Source organism: Leptolyngbya sp. FACHB-671 (assembly GCF_014695745.1).
Classification (GTDB): Bacteria; Cyanobacteriota; Cyanobacteriia; order Elainellales; family Elainellaceae; genus JAAUTN01.
The window spans coordinates 106336-127528 of sequence record NZ_JACJOV010000067.1 but is presented as its reverse complement, the minus strand read 5'-3'; the positions used below and the strand labels follow the sequence as shown (position 1 = coordinate 127528).

Annotated in this window: 22 protein-coding genes; 13 read left to right on the top strand and 9 right to left on the bottom strand. The window is 47.9% G+C overall.

Annotation, left to right across the window (positions count from 1 at the left end; all coding sequences use genetic code 11):
* Positions 1-61: 61 nt before the first annotated feature.
* A complete protein-coding gene (locus H6F93_RS08470; RefSeq protein WP_190641686.1) occupies positions 62-457 on the bottom strand; it encodes a hypothetical protein in 396 nt (131 codons plus the stop codon).
* Positions 458-1444: 987 nt separating this feature from the next.
* On the opposite strand from H6F93_RS08470, the gene H6F93_RS08460 reads away from it, so the two are divergent.
* Entirely contained in the window at positions 1445-2422 is a 978-nt protein-coding gene (locus H6F93_RS08460; protein WP_190680072.1) for a hypothetical protein, read from the top strand.
* Positions 2423-2520: 98 nt separating this feature from the next.
* Here H6F93_RS08460 and H6F93_RS08455 read toward each other — a convergent pair whose 3' ends face one another.
* Positions 2521-2832 (bottom strand): hypothetical protein, encoded by a 312-nt coding sequence (locus H6F93_RS08455; protein ID WP_190680071.1) that lies wholly within the window; start codon positions 2830-2832, stop codon positions 2521-2523.
* A gap of 403 nt (positions 2833-3235) precedes the next feature.
* Here H6F93_RS08455 and H6F93_RS08450 point away from each other — a divergent pair, with 403 nt between their 5' ends.
* From H6F93_RS08450 to vapC, 5 genes are all read left to right on the top strand, one after another.
* Positions 3236-3526 (top strand): hypothetical protein, encoded by a 291-nt coding sequence (locus tag H6F93_RS08450; RefSeq protein WP_347277264.1) that lies wholly within the window; start codon positions 3236-3238, stop codon positions 3524-3526.
* A gap of 410 nt (positions 3527-3936) precedes the next feature.
* Positions 3937-4314 carry a GIY-YIG nuclease family protein gene (locus H6F93_RS08445; protein ID WP_190680070.1) on the top strand — a complete coding sequence of 126 codons (378 nt, stop codon included), beginning with the start codon at positions 3937-3939 and terminating at the stop codon, positions 4312-4314.
* A gap of 5 nt (positions 4315-4319) precedes the next feature.
* Complete coding sequence (locus tag H6F93_RS08440) at positions 4320-4526, top strand: hypothetical protein (protein ID WP_190680069.1); 207 nt, start codon at positions 4320-4322, stop codon at positions 4524-4526.
* A gap of 206 nt (positions 4527-4732) precedes the next feature.
* Positions 4733-4945 (top strand): type II toxin-antitoxin system VapB family antitoxin, encoded by a 213-nt coding sequence (locus H6F93_RS08435; protein ID WP_190680068.1) that lies wholly within the window; start codon positions 4733-4735, stop codon positions 4943-4945.
* Positions 4932-5330 (top strand): type II toxin-antitoxin system VapC family toxin, encoded by a 399-nt coding sequence (vapC, locus tag H6F93_RS08430; RefSeq protein ID WP_190680067.1) that lies wholly within the window; start codon positions 4932-4934, stop codon positions 5328-5330. Before H6F93_RS08435 ends, vapC begins: the two co-directional genes overlap by 14 nt.
* A gap of 134 nt (positions 5331-5464) precedes the next feature.
* Here vapC and H6F93_RS08425 read toward each other — a convergent pair whose 3' ends face one another.
* A complete protein-coding gene (locus H6F93_RS08425) occupies positions 5465-5791 on the bottom strand; it encodes a hypothetical protein (protein ID WP_190641679.1) in 327 nt (108 codons plus the stop codon).
* Between the two features lie 221 nt (positions 5792-6012).
* On the opposite strand from H6F93_RS08425, the gene H6F93_RS08420 reads away from it, so the two are divergent.
* The 5 genes from H6F93_RS08420 to dprA all read left to right on the top strand — a co-directional run bounded on the left by H6F93_RS08420 (position 6013) and on the right by dprA (position 9670).
* Positions 6013-6258 carry a hypothetical protein gene (locus tag H6F93_RS08420; RefSeq protein WP_190641678.1) on the top strand — a complete coding sequence of 82 codons (246 nt, stop codon included), beginning with the start codon at positions 6013-6015 and terminating at the stop codon, positions 6256-6258.
* Positions 6259-6291: 33 nt separating this feature from the next.
* On the top strand, positions 6292-6789 hold the full coding sequence (locus H6F93_RS08415; RefSeq protein ID WP_199313560.1) for a GNAT family N-acetyltransferase: 498 nt from the start codon (positions 6292-6294) through the stop codon (positions 6787-6789).
* A 156-nt stretch (positions 6790-6945) separates the two neighbouring features.
* Positions 6946-7746, top strand: coding sequence for an SAM hydrolase/SAM-dependent halogenase family protein (locus H6F93_RS08410; RefSeq protein ID WP_190680066.1), 801 nt, complete (start codon positions 6946-6948; stop codon positions 7744-7746).
* A 102-nt stretch (positions 7747-7848) separates the two neighbouring features.
* Positions 7849-8505, top strand: coding sequence for a DUF2301 domain-containing membrane protein (locus H6F93_RS08405; protein ID WP_190680065.1), 657 nt, complete (start codon positions 7849-7851; stop codon positions 8503-8505).
* Between the two features lie 43 nt (positions 8506-8548).
* Entirely contained in the window at positions 8549-9670 is a 1122-nt protein-coding gene (dprA, locus tag H6F93_RS08400) for a DNA-processing protein DprA (protein WP_242043353.1), read from the top strand.
* A gap of 74 nt (positions 9671-9744) precedes the next feature.
* On the opposite strand, the gene H6F93_RS08395 is transcribed toward dprA, so the two are convergent.
* A complete protein-coding gene (locus H6F93_RS08395; RefSeq protein WP_190680064.1) occupies positions 9745-10965 on the bottom strand; it encodes a hypothetical protein in 1221 nt (406 codons plus the stop codon).
* 195 nt (positions 10966-11160) lie between these two features.
* On the opposite strand from H6F93_RS08395, the gene H6F93_RS08390 reads away from it, so the two are divergent.
* Positions 11161-12345 carry a metallophosphoesterase family protein gene (locus H6F93_RS08390; protein WP_190641861.1) on the top strand — a complete coding sequence of 395 codons (1185 nt, stop codon included), beginning with the start codon at positions 11161-11163 and terminating at the stop codon, positions 12343-12345.
* 24 nt (positions 12346-12369) lie between these two features.
* On the opposite strand, the gene H6F93_RS08385 is transcribed toward H6F93_RS08390, so the two are convergent.
* Together H6F93_RS08385 and H6F93_RS08380 are read right to left on the bottom strand one after the other, a co-directional pair.
* A complete protein-coding gene (locus H6F93_RS08385) occupies positions 12370-12882 on the bottom strand; it encodes a methyltransferase family protein (RefSeq protein WP_190680063.1) in 513 nt (170 codons plus the stop codon).
* Positions 12883-12911: 29 nt separating this feature from the next.
* Positions 12912-13874 carry an aldo/keto reductase gene (locus tag H6F93_RS08380; protein WP_190680062.1) on the bottom strand — a complete coding sequence of 321 codons (963 nt, stop codon included), beginning with the start codon at positions 13872-13874 and terminating at the stop codon, positions 12912-12914.
* A 329-nt stretch (positions 13875-14203) separates the two neighbouring features.
* Between H6F93_RS08380 and H6F93_RS08375 the strand changes: the two genes are divergently transcribed.
* The gene (locus H6F93_RS08375; protein ID WP_190680061.1) at positions 14204-15625 is read left to right on the top strand and encodes a BCD family MFS transporter; all 1422 of its coding nucleotides are present in this window, start codon (positions 14204-14206) and stop codon (positions 15623-15625) included.
* 88 nt (positions 15626-15713) lie between these two features.
* Here H6F93_RS08375 and H6F93_RS08370 read toward each other — a convergent pair whose 3' ends face one another.
* From H6F93_RS08370 to H6F93_RS08360, 3 genes are all read right to left on the bottom strand, one after another.
* Positions 15714-16469 (bottom strand): DUF4142 domain-containing protein, encoded by a 756-nt coding sequence (locus H6F93_RS08370; RefSeq protein ID WP_190680060.1) that lies wholly within the window; start codon positions 16467-16469, stop codon positions 15714-15716.
* 331 nt (positions 16470-16800) lie between these two features.
* A complete protein-coding gene (locus H6F93_RS08365; protein WP_190680059.1) occupies positions 16801-17979 on the bottom strand; it encodes a cysteine desulfurase family protein in 1179 nt (392 codons plus the stop codon).
* Between the two features lie 123 nt (positions 17980-18102).
* Positions 18103-21099: a UPF0182 family protein gene (locus H6F93_RS08360; RefSeq protein ID WP_190680058.1), complete on the bottom strand. Its 2997-nt coding sequence runs from the start codon at positions 21097-21099 to the stop codon at positions 18103-18105.
* Between the last annotated feature and the right edge of the window lie 94 nt (positions 21100-21193).

Sequence of the window (21193 nt, the reverse complement as noted above, 5' to 3'; positions counted from 1 at the left end):
TACAAGGTTTATGGGGGCGATCGCTTTTGAAGCGAAGGGCGATCGCCTCAACAGTTCTCACTTAAGCCGTTAAAGAACCACCATTAGATGAATTAGTTGCCTCTGAACGAGTTCGACCCTTTCTAATTTTGCGAACTCGCTCACTCTTGCGAATGCCGCCTGCCAATTCATATTCGCGGCTATCGTTGCCGTAGGTGTAGGCAACGGCAATCATCAGTTTCTCACCTAGTTCGCCTAGCTTCTTCTCCAGTTCTGCCATCTCAGTTTGTGAAGCATCAATCACGGCTAGAGCAGTATTGTAAGCTTCCATTCTCAGACGCAGTTGGTCAATGGTTCGGGTGAACTCACTCAGCGTGACTGAATTACCAAAACTCAGTTGAGGATCGATCGCTCTCAAGCCAGCAGCACGAAGCTCAGCTTTCTCAAGACCGCGAGATGCACGACGCTTACGAGGCATATAATTTTGGCTCCTATAAAACACTTATAGGAATAGATTGCCCGCAAATTTCAGAAACGATACGTGTGCAATTCACCGAACTTTCACACTAATTTTGTTGCTCCTTAAATAAAGTTAAGTGGATTTTCTGAGGGCATTTGAAGGAGCGATCGCCTTCTCACTAGAATCCTAGTCGGTCTACCTAGAAGTCAGCTAAAACTATAGCGACATGCTTGCAAAAGTTTCTGTCTTGATGTCAGAAGTTTCTGTAACCATGTCAGAAGTTTTTGTCTTGATGTCGGCGAGTTTTGTCTTGATGTCAGAAGTTTCTGTAACCATGTCAGAAGTTTCTGTCTTGATGTCAGAAACTTTTGTGTTGATGACAATAACTGAGGAGCTTCATGTCTCGTTGCTGGGCTGCGGTTAGCAATACTGCGCCAGAGACTCTGCCTCGTTCTATTTGTGCCTATCTATTAGAGGAGCAAGATTTGAGGAATGGGCTTTGATTTGGTTGTTTTGCAAGGAGTGGGGTGGGGAGCGATCGCTGTTAGTACACTAGTATTGAAAAATGTGTAACAAACCAGAAAGAATACTGAACAATCTAGGCAAAATCTCTACTCAGGAGTTAATATGCGAAAAATATAAGTTGGTCTAATTCTCATACCCCTAAATTAGATTGAGAATATCATTCTAATTTTAGAATTTTCCAGTTAAGTTAAAGATTTTTGCTAATTAGAAATTTCTGATTGCCAGTTTAAGCAAATTAGTCTAGTGAGATTGTTATCCTCCTGAGCGCTGGTTGGGATGTTTATAAGGGCATTGGCAATGGTGCGGATATCAAAAGGAGAAGTAGTTAGGGTTAGGGTACCTGGTTAATGTTGTGTTTGTTCTGAGTAAATAATATTCCGTGATAAAAGAATTTGATAAGATAACGAGAAATGTCAAGATTACATGAAGCGGCTCATTACTGACCAGTTTGTATCTACCAAAACTAGCGAATAAGTTCCTATGAGTAAGTTGAGAAATGCTGTTACTAAGCCTTGGTGGAGGATATATAGTCGTATTAGAGGTAAGAGAATAGTTCAGACAAGAGAGCAAACCATAACTCATCTAGTTGCATTTTACTTGTTCTCCGTCAGTTTTACCTTCCTATTGGCAGCAATAAATGTTTGGGAAATCCCAGTTGAACAGGATATTCTTGGGCTGATGACTACTGCCACTTTAGTTATCTTAGGATATGACTTAGTTAAAGATGTAATAGCAACTGAATTTGATGCTGCTACTAAAAGTATCGAGGAAAGCGTAAGAAATGAATTTCACCAGGAAGTACAAGCACTTCGAATTCAGCTTAAGAACTCAAATCTTAGACAACGTTTAGATCAAAACTATCTTTCCTATTTAAAGCAATCTCTAGGATATGAAAATCTAAAACTTCAAGAGGTTAATTCGGAATTAAAAGAAGCCTATTCCGAAGATAGACTTGCATTTGGGAAGAAGTTGGACGAGGAGTTTAGAAATAATAAGGCTTCAAGAGAGGTAAGATGCGTTATTCATGATTTAAACAAGGAGTTTTTACAGCAGCTTGCTATACAAGGTATTATAGATGGGCTTAATCTAGAACTCGAAGAGGTTCTTGAAAGAACCAGAGTAGGAAACGATCTTCATTCACTTAGAGTCGATATATATGCATATCTTAGTGCTTGGCTAATTTGCAGTATTGATAACGACCTTGGCTTCCTCATGCCAATACAGCCCATCGGCATGAGGTATATAAACGAAAAAGGTAAGCCTGATAAAGAAACCTACAGAAAAATTGTTCGAGCAATAGCGAATTGTATCCTATCCGATCAGTTCAAAAAACTCAGTTTTTACCCGAAAAGCGATCCTTTGTCCTCTGAACTTATAAAGAACACAATCGTTGATTATTTGAACCAATTTCTTGATCTAATTGATCAATATTCTTATGATGAAGCTGCTAAATTTTAGCTTTCATAAGACTTAGTTGATATTAGCTGGTAGTTCGTTCGTTTGACTTTGGTGAGTTAACGAGAAACATAACTGCTCATACCCTTAATAGCTAGAGTCTAAGTGTCTTTGTAGAAAGTTTTAGGATTAAAGTCAATTTGTTCACTTTCTAAAGCGTTATATATACGTCTCTTATACTCATCTAGTTTATCTGCAATCAGAGCAAGTGCTTCCTCATCATTTTTAACCTTCAATGCTAATTGCTCGAATAAGCTACTGAACTCTTGGTTCTCTTCATCTGTCAAATCTGCTTGGGCAAGTAAACTCTTTATTTCTTCATGATTAGGCATGGTACTAATACTCTCACCTGCAATTTCAAAAACTATGGAAATGAAAACTCTCGCTTTTACCTTTTGATAATTGGAAGCCATACAAACACCATCCTGCAATGAGGGACACCTAGTTCTCCACAGGGAAGTCTCATGCATCAGGACAATCTGTCTTGCTTTACCAGAATTTAGGCAAACATAGCAGATAGGTGTAACAGCAGCACATGCACTTTAGTAGTACATTAGCACTAGTTTCACTGTTACACCAATACTATTGGCAAATTTTAAGCAAAATATTGCAGGAGTTTCTTCAGTCTCTAGTAGTAGACTTAGTGCGATCGCCATCTCACAAAATATATTACCAACAAGCAAACGCACCATTTTGTTGGACATACTAACCTGTTCCCTTCTTCAAAAATGTTCAATGTCCCATTAAAGAGTAGCGAAGGTTAACCGTTGCCGCTACGTTTTGCTGTAGTACTGCTATTCTTCTCTTGAAACACTTGTGGCTGTTTTCTCTAAAGAGGTGAATAAGTTGATTAAGTACAAAGACTTTGCTCCTCAAGCTACAGCATGGGGATTTCTCGGCAGACCTACAGAGGTTGAACCCTTTTCTGCGGTTGTTAGTGCCATGAATCAGTGGATTGAACATAATCCAATACAGGTAATAAACGTTGAAACGGTTGTTTTACCCAAATACAGTTCACAAGATATGAATGATGGTCTGTATGTAGCAGAGTATTCTGCTGGCTCTGTCAGTTGGCATCAGTGTGTGCGTATATGGTACAGAGAGTGAAATAGATTTGTACGTGTTAAACCTGTAACTTTGATTGCTTAACAGTGCGTACCGTCTTGTAGGACGTGCTATTTGCCTAAAAAATATAGGAACTAGTGCGATCGCCATCTCACAGACTACATTGCCAACAAGCAAATGCATTCTTTTATTGGACAACTAACCTGTCTCCTCTTCAAAAATTATTTAATGCATAATTACTAAACATAATTACTAAAGAGTAGCGATTCGCGCTGATTGCTCGTGCTGCTGAAATTGATTGTTCCATCGAAGCAGTCATCGGATGGCGATCGCATTGTGAGTGGGGCGATCGCCATCTTGTTAAAGATTCTCACATCTTATCTGTAGCGAGATCGTAGACTGTAACAGAATTCGTGAGAGCATAACTTCTGTGTAATCGCCCTCTTGCTCTCATGCCAGCAAATGATTTTGAACTTCAAGTTCAAGCTCGGAAGATTTTGGATGCGATCGCCTTCACTTCTTTTGAACAGTGCCAACCGTTAAACCGTGAATTTGAAAACATTCCTGCTCGTCCTGGCATCTATGCAATCAGGCACAGAACCGACGGATTGCTCTACATCGGTAAAACGAAGAGTTTACGAGGACGCTTCAGTGGTGGACACAAAGCTTTCTTGTGGGCATGGCTCGATAAGTATAGCGATGAAGATATTCGGATTGCAGTGCAAACGGTCTCTTACTGGGGGAACCCTGCGTTACTATTGGAGCTAGAAGCCATCATTTTGAGAGCCACTGAACCTCCATATAACGTCCAAATTCCAACCGAAAGGTAAAGCTGATGCAAGCTAAACTTCAAGAGCAACTTTCCCCCACTGATGCCGAAGTGATCTTAGGGCGTTTACCGGACCGAATTCGTACCGCTCTCATTGCTCATGCTGCTGAAATTGAGTACCCCATCGAAGCAGTGATTGAGATGGCGATCGCCAGTTTTCTCGATACAGAGGCGTTAGGGTTTGCAGATTGCAAGCCAGGACACGGGCAATAAAACTGTTGAGTGGCGATCGTAATTTGAGGGGTGCGATCGCCATTTTCTAAGAAGCATTAGTGACAGGCGATCACACCGCTACATACAGCAGATTGAAAGATCCTGAACAGATGACGTGACAGAAATGGTAAAAACAGAGCGTGAGGTTTAGCTACACTAGACTCAAATTGATCACTCCTGGAACCAATTTCCCTAGTAGTTGTCTTATGCAAATTACTCTAAATCTCGACGAAGGACTCGTCAATGAAGCCCTCGAACTTACTAGCCTTACCACTCAAGAAGAACTAATCAAACTTGCTCTGCAAGAGCTTGTGCGATCGCGCCGCAAGAGAAATCTTCTCGACCTATCAGGACAAATTCAGTTCAGTTCAGACTTTGACCACAAAGCTCTGCGCGAAACTCGTCATGTTGCTGATTGATACATCTGTTTGGATTAGTGTTTTTCGCGATCGCAGCGGTCAAAGCCGTCAGCAACTTGAGACTCTAATTGCTAACCGCGACATTTTACTGACCCGCTTCACTCAGCTTGAATTACTGCAAGGGAGCTTAAACGAGCAAGAGTGGACTCTTCTTGCTAATTATCTTGAAGCCCAAAGCTACGTCGAACTCACGCCCTATTCTTGGCAAGCGGCTGCCCGCATTCACTACGAGCTACGGCGACAAGGACTTACCGTTCGTAGCCCAATTGATTGCTGTATTGCTCAAGCAGCTTTAGAAAACAATTTACTTTTGATTCACAACGATCGTGATTTTGAAACTATTGCTCAAGTGCGATCGCTTCAGCACCTCCGCTTTCAACCTTGAGTGCGATCGCAAGTTTTCTCGATACACAGGCATTAGGTTTTGCAGATTGCAAGCCAGGACGTGAGTAATAAAACTGTTGAGTGGCGATCGCAGTGTGAGTGGGGCGATTCGCTTAGTGAGTTCGCTTCAGAGACTCACACTCCCATGAGGTTAAGTCCTATCGCGATCAGACTGACTAATCCGAGTAAACCAAGCGATCGCCGAAAATAATTAACTCCCTCAAACAGTTCTTGCCATGCCCAGGTGAACAGAGTGCCGAACGCGATTAGAGCAAACGCGGTTTGGATTTTGCCACTGGGCAGCACAAATTGAAGGAAAGCTGCTGCTGAACCAAGCAGAATAGGCAGATTGGGCATCTGAGCAATTACAATGTTGCCTTCGCTGTCTCGAAAGGTGCGATCAAACAGTGAGGCTCCCTTCGCTTCAGTTTTCTCTAAGTCACGGTTCAATTGAGAGGTCATCTGCTCTATCCAAAAATACAACTGAAAGTCATGTTAATGCTGTCTCGAATAGCAGCACCTATATCGGACGTTAGATTAACCAGACTCTTACAGCGTAGAAGCGGACTGAGTCTAAGCTCTGTCTATTGCGCAAACGACCTTCACCTTAAGAGAGATAAAGTTTCAAGTTTTAGTTGTTTAGCTAGAAGGTGATCTGTTTATCACCCCGGTGGATAACTCCGATGGAACGTTCAACAGTTGCCCCAGAGCATGATCATCACGAGAGAGAACGGATTCGGCGGCGAGATTTGCTCAACAGCCTGCTGATTGGCGTTGCCCTTGGTGCAATCCTTCTAGGTGCGCCCCTTGGCTGGTTTGCACACCGCTTATACGTTCAGCAGCGCATGGCACAAGTGCTGCTCTGTCGCCAGCAAAACTTTGGTTTATCAGAAAGTCAATTACAGGCTCAGTGCGGTAGTCCTCTCTGAACTATCTTATATGAGAGTTGAGAGGCATGGCTATTGTCTAGTTTTACGGTTCGTACTGCTAAATCTGAAGACCGACTGTTTCTAGTTACGTTAATGGCAGCACTTCAAGATGCTGAACGTGAGTTATCTCCCAACAGGACACCAGGTTCTGAGATGGGTGATGCTCATCTGGCGTATCTCGAAGAAACCGTTGAACAGCAAAATGGTCAGATTTATGTAGCAGAGTCTCAAGAGGGCATCGTCGGCTTTGTCGTTTGTTTCGTTGAAAAACTCGATGAAGGCGACCTCCATATTGTTGAACAAGAGCGGGAGTACGGTTATATTTCCGATCTGTATGTTGTCCCTACGATGCGAAAATACGGGGCAGGGGCTGAGTTGATGCGAGCGGCTGAACGGCACTTTTTTGACTTGCATTTGAAAATTGTCAGAGTGGGTCTATTATGCAGTAACGAATCTGCAGCTAAGTTTTATCAAAAATCTGGATATCAGCCCTATGAGGTTTTGTACGAAAAGCACCTCAACGAAGTGTAGAGTAACGCGGCGATCGCAGATTTATTCGCTGACTCAGAACGGGGTGTAGAGGAGTCAGGGACACCAAATTGCATTTCTCTAAATAGAATGCGTCAGTTGTTTGAGTAAGCTGGAAACCAATAGAATCAACACAGAAGCCGTTTCTCAAGCCTTCCTATGAATGAGGTGTTGCCAGGGCGATTAGTCACGCTGCTGAGTGATTTTGGTTTGCAGGATGTTTATGTGGGAGTGATGAAAGGGGCGATCGCCCAAGTTAACCCAAGCCTAACCATCGTTGACCTGACTCACCAAATTTCACCCCAAAATATTGCAGCGGGAAGATTTCATCTACTGAACGCATATCCGTACTTTCCTAAAGAAACAGTACATATAGCGGTCGTCGATCCAGGTGTAGGAAGTGAGAGAAGGGCGATCGCTATTCAGCTTCAAGATGGATTCTTAGTAGGTCCAGACAATGGTTTGTTTAGCGGCGTTCTCGATCAGCATTTGGCGATCGCTGCGGTTGAGCTAACGAATTCTAATTACTGGCGCACCTCTGAGCCAAGCGCAACATTTCACGGACGTGACATCTTTGCCCCGGTGGGGGCACATCTTGCTTCAGGTGTTCCTTTAGAGAAACTGGGAACTGCGATTGATCTAGCTTCCCTCAAGCAATTCCCTTTAGCGAGCTGTATAAGAACCGAAGGGGCGATCGCAGGCACAATTCAGCACATTGACCATTTTGGCAATCTGATTACCAACATTCCTGGATATGAAATTCTTAATAAGAATTGGTCAGTGGCGATCGCAGAATTGACGATTCCAGGGAAACAAACCTATGCAGATAGTTCTCCTGGCAGTTTGTTAGCTTTGATTGGCAGTCACGGTTGGGTCGAAATTGCAGTCAGTGGCGGCAGCGCTGATGCTCAACTACATTTGACCGTTGGGAGCTCTGTGCAGCTTGTGTTCTACGCTTGAACAACTTTTAAGTAAAATTCTGTCCCTCCTACTTGGTTAAAATACAGGCAGAGCCTAAAACCAGAATTCGCTACAACAAATGCACTGCGAAGAGGGAACACAATGACCACTATCCAGAATGCTGATTCAGAAGTTTATCAGGGGCAGTTTGGCGAATTTACGATCACAGAGAGCGATCGCCAGGGCGTAATCATCTATCGGGCAGGGCTAATGGCAGCAGCTCTCAGCTTTGCATTGGGAACTCTTCTGGTGCTGAAATTTGCTGACTACACCTTTGTTCCTGTCGCTTTGAACGTTCTCTATATCTGCTTTTCTATAGGGTTAGCGGTGAGTCTGCTAACGATTCACATCTACCTCGCACCGTTGCACCGAGCATTGCAGGCTTTTTGGCTGGCTGGCACTGTGGCAGCGATCGCCATTGCCCTCACTCACAGCGAACCCCTTGCTCTGGCGGTCTACCACCAACCCACCACGATCTTGGGCATTGGTTTTATCTTTGCGGCTCTGACGGGTATCTTCTTCAAAGAAGCATTTTGCTTTAACCGTCTTGAAACCAAGCTGCTGACCCCTCTGGTTCCTTTGTTGCTGCTAGGGCACCTGTTTGGAATTTTGTCAGTTCCTTTAGAGCAAGTTCTGCTGGGGCTTTGGGCTGCTTTATTTGTCGTGTTTGCGCTACGCAAAGTAGTTCAACCCATTCCGCCTGACATTGGTGACAAGAGCGTTTTCGTTTATTTAAAGCAGCAGGCAGCAGTTGAGTGAATCTTTAATTTTCTGAGACTCAGTCACATTTAAGGAGCGTCAGTTGGGGGAACGTGCATTCTGGCTAGCCTGGTCACGCATTGAAGGAGTGGGGCCAACTCTCCTGATGCGCCTCCATCACCATTTCGATAGTCTGGCAGAAGCCTGGGAAGCCAGCCCCAAACAACTAGAGCAGGTGGAAGGGTTTGGCCCTCACACTGCGACAGTCGTGGCAAGCAGGCGATCGCGCTTTCATCCTGATGAGATTTTGCAAGAGCATGAAAAGGTAAATCCTTACTTTTGGACGCCTGCCGATGCCGATTATCCTCGACTGCTACTAGAAATTCCTGATCCGCCGCCCGTGCTTTACTATCGCGGTAACGTCGTTCCAGAAGAGAACCAGGGGAAGGTGCCAGCGATCGCCATCGTTGGCACCCGTGACCCTTCAGACTACGGCAGACGTTGGACTCGCAAACTCAGTGATTCCCTAGCACAGGCAGGGTTCATCGTCGTATCCGGCTTGGCTGATGGCGTGGATACCGAAGCTCACCAGAGCTGCCTCAACGCAGGTGGACGCACCATCGCTGTCTTGGGCACAGGCGTTGATGTCGTTTATCCCTGGTCAAACCGCAATCTAGCCAAACGAATTCCCGAACAGGGACTCCTCGTTAGCGAATATCCCGCAGGTACCCAGCCCGATCGAGCTAACTTCCCGCGCCGCAATCGCATCATTGCCGGACTCAGCCGTGCCATTTTGGTGCTAGAAGCGCCCCATCGATCGGGAGCCTTGATCACCGCTCGACTGGCAACTGACTATAACCGCGATGTCTACGCCCTCCCCGGATCATTGGATAACCCTCGTTCTAAAGGTTGCCTGGAATTGCTGAATACAGGCGCTCACGTCATTTTGGGTGAAAGTCATCTGCTAGAAATGCTGGGTGCAATGCCTCGGCTGCAAGTCATGCCCTCCCCTCCTTCCCAACTCTCGCTTCTGGACGAACAGCTGACCGACCTGGAACCTGAGATTAAACAAGTTCTGGAGGCAGTTCCATCAGAACCCACGTCTTTTGATGTAATTGCTCAGGAATCTGGGCTACCCACCGGTTCAGTTCTCAGTGCCCTAGTGCAACTGGAACTCATGGGCTTTGTCTCTCAACTACCCGGAATGCGCTACCAGAGAGGCTAGACCTGATCAGTAAATCTTTTACGTGAATGGTGGTGCGGCGAAGCCGCACCACCATTCACGCTTCAAAAAATGATTTATGCAGGAAGTTTAGTTTTCATTTCCCTTTGAAGAATGATCATGCTTGGTCCAACAACGGGACTGCGGGCAAGCAGTATGCCCTGAGTATCAGTAATTTCTAATTTGCTGAAGTCAAGTTCTTGTGCTCGTTTCAGCATTTCGTCAGCCAGTTTGTTTTGGCGATCGCCACTTAGCTCATACCAGCCCATACTAACCTTGACGATTAGCCGACTCTCACGGAAGTTTGCCTGAATGGATTGAATAAACCCATTGGCGTAGCGATTTGTGACTTCTGCCACCTGGTCTTGAATTGCCGCAATCAAGCTTTGTTCGGGAGTCAGTTCTAAAGGAGGTGGAGCTGGAGGCGGTGAGACGACAGGGGAAGGAGAAGGAGTGGGTTTTGGAGTAGGTGGAACAACGATGGGTGTCGGAGCCGGAGCAACCTGTTTTGGCGGGCTGGGTTGAGGAGAGGGAGTCGGTTTAAGCTGGGGAGAAGGCGTGGGTTTAAGCTGGGGAGAAGGCGTGGGTTTAAGCTGGGGAGAAGGCGTGGGTTTAACTACGGGAGACGATTGTACGGGAGGTGCTTGAGCTATTTCTTCAGCCTGATTGGGTAGCAGGGCAGACGTTGTCCACACCAGCAGCACCAAAACTCCACCAGCAATACTGGTAAGAACAGCGTCCGATAGTCTGTCACTGATCGAATCGGGGAGGCGATCGCGCGCCCAATCAAGCACCGCTACCCATTTTGCCCACAAGCTGCCTTGAGAAGCAGGCAGTGGCGTATTAGCTCTGCTGGTTAGCGGAGTGGCTGAAGGAGTAGGTGTGGGAGGGGCGATCGCCTCTGTCGGTTTACCTAAAGTAGATTGTTCATCCAAGGACAAGCTCTCGTCCATGCCCCAGATATTGTCATCGTCATCTTCAAGAGATTTAACTTCCGGTGGCGTTGAAGCAATTTCGTCTGGCTTAGCGATCAGCTCAGCTGCTGGCATGGTTGGTGCAGCTGGAAATTCTAGGGTTTCAACCGGAGCCGCTTTGATTCCAGATGCAGATTGTTTTGTAGGGGGTGACAATTTTGCCTGAGTCGGTGCAGGTGTTTTCTCCAGCTCTTCTACAATTCCTTCGAGCACCTGGATCGTAGTTCGCAAAGCTCGAAGACTTTGAGTTTTAAGGACAGGCTGGATTTGCTGCCAAAATTTTTGCTGGTTTGGCTTTGGACGCTTTGACTGATCCGGTGTCATAACTCCTCCCTGGTGGGCAGCAATGCTTAAGGGCGACGACGAATGCAGCAACTCAGCGTAGCAAAAAGCAGTCGGACGCGATCGGTCTCATCGTTGCCCCCTCACGTCAATCTATCACTATGACAGCCCCCTTAAACTTGAGTGGCAGTGTGAGTAAGGTAGGATTGGTGTCGCAACAGGTTTAGCTTTGGGAATATGAGTCTTAAACGTCGTCAGTTCTTGGTGTTAGGTGGAGCCGTTGGCGGATGTAGTCTGGCTCTGTTGGTCAATCGCATCATTGCCAGTAGCACTGAGCAGCAGCCCGTCACCTCCCAAACCTCCCAAGCTCAACCTCCTAGCCCTGTGAGTGAGGCGACTCCAACCCCGGTATCTCAAAACGTACCGGGCAGCGAAGGATTGTTTAATCCGCCTAGAGGCGATGCCCGCATTGTCGTGATCAGCGACCTCAACAGTCAGTATGGCTCTACCGACTATGAACCTGAAGTAGACAAAGCCATTTCGCTGATTCCCTTTTGGGCACCCAACCTGGTTCTTTGTGGTGGTGACATGATTGCAGGTCAGGATGCGTCTTTGCCCCGTGCCCAGGTTGAAGCAATGTGGTCAGCATTTGATCAGCATGTCGCTGCGCCACTGCGAAATGCAAACATTCCCTACGGTTTCACTTTGGGTAATCACGATGCATCGGGGGCGATCGCCAGCGACGGGACGCTACTTTACCAACAGGACCGGGATATCGCTGCTGCTTATTGGAACAATCCTAGCCATGATCCGGGGGTTGAATTTGTCGATCGAGCGGGTTTCCCTTTCTATTACACCTTTCAACAAAATGGTGTTTTCTTCTTAACTTGGGACGCATCATCGGCAACTATCCCGGCAGAACAGCTGGCTTGGGCTGAGCAAGCGTTAGAATCAGAGGCGGCAAAAGCTGCCAAACTGCGGATTGCGATAGGGCATTTGCCGCTATATGGAATTTCGGTTGGGCGAGATGAGCCAGGGGAATATCTGAGCGGAGCAGAAGAGCTACGCGCCCTAATGGAGCGTCACAACGTTCACACTTACGTTAGTGGACACAATCATGCCTACTATCCGGGGCATCGGGGTCAGCTTGAGTTACTGTATTCCGGTCTTTTGGGTTCTGGTGCCCGTCGCTTGCTCAACGGCAACTTAGCGCCACAAAAGACATTAACGGTGGTTGATGTCGGTTTAGACTCACAGGAAACGATCTACACTACCTATGACATGAGAACGATGGAACTGGTGGATATGCAGCAGCTTCCCCGCTTGATTGCTAGCCCTACTGGGCAGGTGCTACGACGGGATGTAAATGAGGCGAACTTGACCGCAGAGGAGCGATCGCTGCAATACACTCCTAGCTCTTAAGGGTTGTTGTAAAGTTGAGGCACTTTAATACAGCCAGGGAATCAGCTTCTTTACGGTTTGACGATAGGTTGCATAGTCTGGATATTTTTGCATCAGCCAGTTTTCTTCACGGGCTGCTTTTGCATCAAAAAATAGAACAAACATTAGCGCGCCAACCAGATGAGGCAGACTGAACTGAAAAACTGTCCAGCCCAAAGCTGCCAAAATCAGTCCACTGTAAAGCGGGTGACGCACGATCGCATATACGCCTGTCTGAACTAACTGTCCGTCCTCTCTAGGATAAGGGAGCGGGGTAAGACTATTGCCCAGGTCTAGAATGCCTTTGATGAAGAAGACGATCGCCCCTACTCCCAAAGCCCCTGCAACTGCCCAACTGAGGTAAAGCCACTCAGGAGACAGAGCTAGCTCAACGGGTCGGTAGACGGGCAGCAGCACAAAACTTACTATCAGTAACGCTTGTGCTACAACCCAATATTCACCCCGCTGACTATTGCGCCATCCAGCGCGGCTAAATCCCCAGTCTGACCAAAGCTTCATGTCTTAAAGACCAAACCCTACACCTAACTTTATCGGTAGGAACGGGTGATTAGGTCGAGTTCGGCGATTTCGTTTTCGTCGAGACTCCAGCCCAACGCACCCGCGTTTTGCCGCGCCTGTTCTGCGTTTTTTGCTCCTGCAATCGGAATCACATTACCTTGAGCGATCAGCCAGTTGAGTGAAACTTGAGCGGGGGTGCGATCGCGCTTTTCCCCAATTCGCTTCAGTAGGTTGATCAAAGGCGCAATTTTTTCTAACCCATCACGGCTGAAGCGAGGATCAATCCGACGTGCCCCTGTCGGTGTGGTGTGGTTTTCTGGCGTGTACTTGCCGGTCAGCAATCCCTGAGCTAAAGGACTGTATGCCAGAACGGTTACTCCCAACTCACGCGCCGCATCCATCACGCCGTTTGTCTCGATTTGCCGACCCAGCAAGGAGTAGGGCACTTGGTTGACTGCCAGAGGAACGCCCTGTGCTGACAGCAGTTGGTATGCCTCTCGCATTTGGCTAGCCGAGTAGTTACTGACACCAATCGCCCCGATTCGACCGCGTTTGACCTCTGCTGCTAGAGCTTCCATGAGCGTCTTTTTGCTCATGAAAAAGTCAAACGGCATGTGTACCTGATAGAGCGGAATGCTACCAACCTGCAAGCGCTTGAGGCTTTCGGTTAGAGTATTGGCGATCGCATCTCCACTAAAGCGCCAGGGAAACGGCATGTATTTAGTAGCAATCTGTACAGGCTGTGATGCCTGCTGCATAAATTGTCCCAGCAGTTTTTCAGACTCACCGAAGCCGTAGATTTCTGCGGTGTCAAAGAAATTCACCCCAGCATCCAAGGCTGCTTTAAATGCTTCTTGAAGCTGAGCTGCATCGTAATCTCTGCCATAGCTCCAAAACAGCTTATCGCCCCAAGCCCAGGTCCCAATACATAGGGCGGCTACTGTTGGACCATTAGTACCAAGCGTAATGGTTTGTGCGGTTTGTGTACTCAAAGTATCCTCCACTTAATTAGAGTTAGATATCTATGAGTGTAACTTTACAAAACTTTATCTTGCCTCTACCTTGAGAACCGCTTTTTAATGCAAGTCCTGTCCGAAGGGAAGTAGAGCAATAACCAGCAGTTTAAAGTGTTGTCTGGCGAGAGATTAACCAGATAATGTTTCCTAACAAACTCATGGATGGTTTTGTTCCTTGTGAAAGTTAACATCGTTCGCCTCTTAACAAGGACGTGAACATTCTCTATCGTAAGGAGTAGAGAAACGCTTCCACAGGATGATCCTTTAGCAAAGCTTGATAACTTTAGAACTGAAGTTTTATAAATATGGCGACAGGTAATTTTTCAGATGAGCAGCTTGCTCAACCCACAGCAGATAGGGCAGTTCCTCAAATTGGGCTGTTTACAATGTTCCGCCTGGGATTATTCCAAATGGGATTGGGGCTGCTGTCATTATTGACCCTGGGTGTACTAAACCAGGTTTTGATTTCGGAGTTAAGAATTCCAGGAACGATCGCGGCGGGGGCGATCGCCATGTATCAGTTCGTTGCCCCTGCGCGAATTTGGTTTGGGTACATGTCAGACTCCAGACCCATTTTGGGACACCATCGCACGGGTTATATCTGGCTTGGACTGGCGCTTCAGGCGGTTTGCTTGTATCTAGCAGTACAGGTTGTTTGGCAATTGGGAGCCAGTACCGTTGCGGGTTGGACGGCCCAAAGTACGGGTTGGGCAGCATTGCTGGCGTTTATGTTTGCGTTATACGGGCTGTGTATTAGCTCCAGTTCGACTCCATTTACAGCGCTGCTGGTGGATGTGTCGGAGGAAGAAAACCGCTCAAAGCTAGTTGGCATTGTCTGGGCAATGCTAATCGTGGGTATTGTAGCGGGGGCGATCGCAGGCGAAAAAATGCTTGAAGGCATCACTCCAGAGACGTTGCAGCCTTCTATTAATCGCCTCTTTACTATTTTCCCGATCGCCGTTGTGGGATTAGGAGTGCTGGCAACCTTTGGGATTGAGAAAAAATATTCCCACTATCAATCGCGCTCCACGATTGCCGAACGGGAAGATCGAATTACCCTTGGCGCAGCCCTCAAAGTTCTCACGGCTTCCCGACAAACGGCAATTTTCTTCACCTTTCTGATGGTAATGACAATCAGCCTATTTTTACAGCAGCCCGTACTGGAACCTTACGCTCGTGAAGTGTTTGGCATGACGCTTGGTGAAAGTGCTGGGCTCAACCAGTTTTGGGGCTATGGCATTCTTGCGGGAATGGCGATTTCAGGTTTTGTCATCGTGCCGCGTCTAGGTAAGCAAAGAACTGCCCAATTAGGCTGTCTTTTCACCGCAGGCTGTTTTGTGCTGGTAATTTTGTCGGGCTTAACTGAGACACAAGTCATGCTCAAGAGTGCGGTGATGCTGTTTGGGCTGGCTTCTGGCATTTTGACAAACGGTGCGGTGAGCCTGATGTTAGACCTGACCGCAGCAGAAACTGCCGGGACATTTGTGGGTGCCTGGGGACTGTCCCAGGCTCTATCTCAAGCAACTGCAACGGTCGCAGGAGGAGCTTTGCTCGACTTGGGACGAAATTTGTTTCAAAGTCCGCTCCCTGCCTTTAGTTTGGTTTTTGCCTGTCAGGCGATCGGAATGCTTGTCGCAGTTTGGCTACTGAGCCGTGTGGATGTGCAGGAGTTTCGCACAAAGGCATCGAAGGCGATCGCCGCTGTCTTACAAACTGACCTGGATTGAGGATGAAAGGTAAATGAAAGGTAAAAAGCTGCGCTCCACAGGAGCGCAGCTTTTTAAATTCAGACTGAATCAGGCTGAGTCTCTGGGACTACTGAAGCGGACGGCTAGGCTCGTCAGCGCGGTACTGTTGCACCATGGTGCTTGCCATTTCGTAGTGGTCTGCGACCGATGGCAGCAATTGGGTTGCATACTGTCTCAGAGATTCTTCCTGTCCTTGCTGAATTTGGGTTTGGAACAGGGCGACCGTTCTTAGGTGAGCGTTAGTTTGTGCACCCATGTAAGCCCGATCAAATTCTGAGCCAGAAAGCTGTGCCAGTTGCTCGGCGATCGCCTGGTTCAATGGACCAGGGTCAGCAGGCAGGTTTGTTCCATACTGGGAAGCAATTTGCTGTAGCTGCTGGTTTGCCAGAGTGTGTTCCTGGATCATCCGCTGAGCAAATTGTCTCACTTCTTCGTTTTCAGAACGGTCTAGCGCCAACTGCGAAGTTTGGATCTCAGCATTGTTGCCTTGAGCAGCCATGATCATGAACTGCTGATCTAAGCTGCTGACAGGAGCCGCAGATAGAGTAGTTGGAGTTTGGCTGGCAGGTGTAGTTGCGGGAGAAGCCTGTACGGCTCCGGGAGTTGTGGAACCGTTGTAAGGGGCTTCATTAAAAACACCGGGATTAGGATTTAACTCACCTGTTGCCCCGGTAGCGTTGTTGTTGTAAGGCGCTTCGTTAAGGATGCTAGGTCTGGGATTGACTTGTGCCAGTCCAGGAAGACCAATCAGGGAAGTCAGTGTGGCAACACCAACAACGCCAGTTGCTCTTTTGATTAAATCTTTGCAATTCAGTCGATTCATGGTGAGAAAACCTTGATGTTAAAATTCCAGTTCAAGATAAGCTTCTTAGCTAGACCTGAAGATGCTCTGTCAGGCAAGAAGTTGAGGGTAATAAAAGTAATCTGAGAGCTTTACACCAAGCTGGAGGCTCTTGAGGGCTTTAAATCAGAAATGCTACCGCATCCGATGCAGCTAACAGATCAATCTGAAGCTGCTTTCCCTGGGTGGGTAAAGCTCCCAGTTGTCTACCCGAGTCTTATCCTTCTACTGATATGCAGCGTAATTGCTGCAATTTCTCTGAACCTCTGTCGAAAGGGCAAGTTGCTTGCTATACCAGGGGAACAGTCATACCTCAAGACATGCCAGGACAAGCGCCACAAACGGGAGCAGGGGCGACTCGCTGCAAGATTTGTTTTAATACCAGGGCTGTCCAATCGATGTCTTCAAGAGTAGTCGGTCGTCCAAGCGTGAGGCGAATGCCGCTCTTAGCGGTGCGATCGCCATATCCCATTGCTACCAGGATTGGACTGGGGACGAGCTTGCCGCTGTGACAGGCTGAGCCGGCACTGATGCCAATTCCAGCCAGGTTCATCTGCCGTACTAAGGTTTTACCGCTGAGCTTTTCGCCATCAGCATTGAGTAAACAAAAACTGACGTGGTGGGGTAATCGATGCAGGCGATCGCCCGTGGGCATTAGTTCCGGTACGTCTGCCAGTTGATCAAATAGGCGATCGCGCAGTTGAATCAATCTAGGCGTTTCGGTTGCCATCTCTTCAGCCGCGAGTTCAGCTGCAATGCCAAATCCAGCAATCACTGGAACCGCCTGCGTCCCAGAGCGCAGCTTAAATTCTTGCCCACCGCCATTTAGCAACGGCATGAGTTCAACGCCTGGACGCACGTACAGCGCCCCTGCTCCTTGGGGACCGTAGATCTTATGGCTCGACAGAGAAAGCAAATCCACGGGTAGCCGACGTACATCAATCGGCAATCGCCCTGCTACCTGCACTGCATCTACGTGAAACAGCGCTCCGTGAGCCTGAGCGATCCGTCCTAACGTTTCAATTGGCTGAAGGGTTCCGACTTCACTCTGTCCGTAAATGACTGAAACCAGAACCGTGTTTGCCCGTAGTGCTGCCTGCAAATTTTGAGGATTGACTCGTCCCTGAGCATTCACGGGTAGGCGCGTCACCTCCCAACCCCATTGCTCTAACAGGCGTGCGGGCTCTGAAATTGCAGAATGCTCCACGCTGGAGATAATCAAATGCTGAGGCACTGAATACTGCTGTGCAATACCCATAATTGCCAGGTTGTCTGCTTCGGTGCCGCCAGCCGTAAAGATAATAGAATCCGGCGTTGCATTGATTAAATCCGCTACCTGGACTCTGGCTCGCTCCACTACAGTCGCAGCTCGTTGCCCCCACTCATGCAGGCTAGAAGGATTGCCCCACTGCTGCGTGAAGATTTGCTGCATTTGGGCGATCGCCTCTGGGCGAGTGGGTGTAGTGGCACTATAGTCCAGGTAAATTTGCATAGGTCATTGCTCAGCGGCTCCTTCTCTCAGCATATAGCGCCTCAGCTGGCATTGCTGAATGGAGATGTGTTTAATTTTGAACACGAAACAGAAGGTTTCACGTTCAGAAAACATAGTAATCTGTCAAGGCGACAAAGCTCCTCCCTCGGGCGGCAAGAGTTCTCCTACAGGACGCACGATCGTGGGTGTATTACTTGTATCAGGTTGAAAAATTCCTGCTAGTGCCTGTTCCAGCGTTTCTGCCATCGCAATCCGATTTTCATAGACAACAATCACCCTGACGAGCGTGGGGAGTTGGTTTTGCTCTGCTTCCAGGTAAAGTGGCTCGATGTAGAGCAAAGATTGTTCAATCGGAATCACCAGCAAATTGCCTTGAATTGCCCTGGAGCCGCGCCGATTCCAAAGCGAAATTTGCTGAGAAATGACTGGATCTTGGTTAATTCGCGCTTCAATTTGCTCTGGTCCGTACACCAGTTCTTGCTTTGGGAAACGATAGAGCAACAGTCTGCCATAGCGGTTAAGGTTAGGTGAGGATTCGCCAGCCCCATCTGAACGAGCTGCTAGCCACGCAATCATGTTGTTGCGCTGCACGGGTGTAAAGGGGCGCAACAGGATAAATTCTTCGCTGTTTTCCGCAGGTAGTTTCATGATCAGGTAGTAAGGCTCTACCAACGGTTGCTCATCTCCATAGATTTCGTTGGGCGCACGCCACTGGTCTTCCCGGTTGTAAAACACTTGCGGGTCAGTCATGTGATAGGTCATCAACTGGTCAGACTGGACGCGATAAAAATCCTGCGGGTAGCGAATGTGACTCAGTAAAGCAGTGGGCAACTGGTCGAGCGGCTGAAACATATTGGGGAAAATCTTGCCCCAGGTATTGATAATGGGATCTTCGGGGTCTGCAACGTAGAAATGAACTTTGCCGTTGTAGGCATCCACAACGACTTTGACGGAGTTGCGAATGTAGTTGAAGTCATTGTCGGCAGGGTCGGAATAGGGGTAGCGATCGCTCGTGGTGTAAGCATCAATCACCCAATACAGGTAGTTAGGAGTTGAGTCTGCAGTGTCTATTCCCAGCCCATTACCTGCGTTTGCCACTACCAGATAAGGGTCACGGTCATAGTGCAAGAAGGGGGCGATCGCTCTTACCCGACTCATGATGTTGCGCCGAAACAGCAGCCGAGTTTGGGGCGTAAAATCTTCAGTCAGCATCATTTGCCAGTCGCGCAGGTGCTTAGCAAAAATCAGTCGTCGCCCAAAGCCGCTAATGTCGACGCCGCCTAGACCGTCATAGCTGTTGTAGACATTCTCACTGCCGCTGGGAAAGTCTAGCTCACTCACCCGCGTTTGCGTCATCACATAGGTATTAGTTAATTCACCGTAGTAAATTCGAGGATTATCCAGGGGAATGCTGTCACGAATGCGATCGCTGCTGGGAATTTGCTCAATTCCTCGAACAAAATAGTCAGGTAAGCCACCTGGTCCGGCTGTGTTCACGGGACTGAGCGTAAAACCGTAACCATGTGTGTAGATCAGGTGCTTATTGACCCAAGTTTGAGCTTCTGCTGGAACCGAATTGTAGTCTAGCTCCCGTGCCGCAATTAGCACTTGCCGTCGTTCGGTTTCACCCGCTTCGTTGAGTAAGGTGTAGCGATCAATGTCAGCCCCCGGAAATTCGTAGTACAGTCGAATTCGTTGAAGCTGCCGATTCGTCTGTAGCAGTGGGCGAGTATCCCACAGCCGAACATTGCTAATCGTTAGATCATTTCGCTGAATTTCTTCAGTAGTCAGGTTGTCTTCTGGAACAAAAGTTTCAACCTCAATCTGATCCAGATTGAACGCTTTGCGCGTCAGGGTGATCGTGCGCTGAATGAAAGGTCGCTCTAGCTCTAGCTCATTTGGCTGCACGACAAATCGCTGTACGGCAAGCGGCAAAGGAACCGCGACCATTGCCGCCAATAGCAGGTACCCGACGAGAACGAGGGGTAAAGGGCGAGACGGGGTTGAAGCTGGATGTTTGTGGGATGCCGTTTGACGGGTTGACACTCGCTGGGAAATATTGCTCCTTGCCGCTGTCCAGAAGAGGGTGCGAAACAGCAAAAATGCGCCAATCAGGGCTGCCAAAAGGCTAAGAATGGTGTAACCAGGAAGCTGGACTGTGACGTTGGTGTAACTTGCGCCATAGACAACGCCTTGTCTGGAGTAAAGCAGGGTGTAGCGATCGAGCCAATAGCTGAGGGCGATCGCCAACATCAGTCCGCCGCCCAGTCCATAAAGATGTCGCCGCTGAGTTGCCGAAAACCCAGAAAACCTGCCCTGACTGAGGCTATCTCCCGACAGCAGATAAATCAGCAAAACTGAAACAAATGCTAAAGTTAATAGCCCAATCAGCCAAAACTCCAGCAATTCCCAGACGGGGAGTTTGAATATATAAAAACTAATATCTTGTCCGAACTGCGGATCGACTTCTCCAAACGAGGTCGGGTTAAAGTAGGGCAAGACTTTTGCCCAATGTTCTGAAATCACCAGTCCAAACGCAAGACTCATCAGAATTGCCGCTCCCACTAGGAGTGGCTGCGGGTAAATCAACAGGGCGATCGCCAGCCCCACCATAAACCCCACCTGCCAGAGCTGAGTACTTAACTCTTGCCCAATCTGCCAAACTAACTCTGGCTGAAACTTAACCGGAATTTGAGAATTATCACTATACAAACTGAGCCGAGGATGCCAGTGACTCACCGCCACCTGCCCGTGATAGAGCAGCATCACGCCGATAATCAAGCTCAGACTCAAAGTCAATGGCAGAAGTTGCAATAACCCCATTCTTGCCGGGGCTGACTGATCAGCATCATCGGGCGGTTTTAACCAGGCGTGTTGACGGGCGATCGCCAAATTACTCAATAGCAAACTCGCACTCAGTCCAAACGCGAGCAAACCCAACAGACCTTGAGTTTGCACGCGCACCCAAAACACCTGGAGAGAATCAACCGTCTGAAACCACAACCCCTCAGCAATCAGAAAACTGACCAGATCCAGCAGAAACAGAATGCTAAACAACCCGACAGCCCAGCGCCAGTAGTCTGCTTTTTTCTGGGGTAGAAGATGCTTGTGGCTAAACATAGATTCTGCTCTGGGATCGCTTTAGGGCAGGATTGCCTAACCCAATCCTAATGCGACAGAGGGATGAATTCTTGAGCTGGCTCCAAAACAGCAA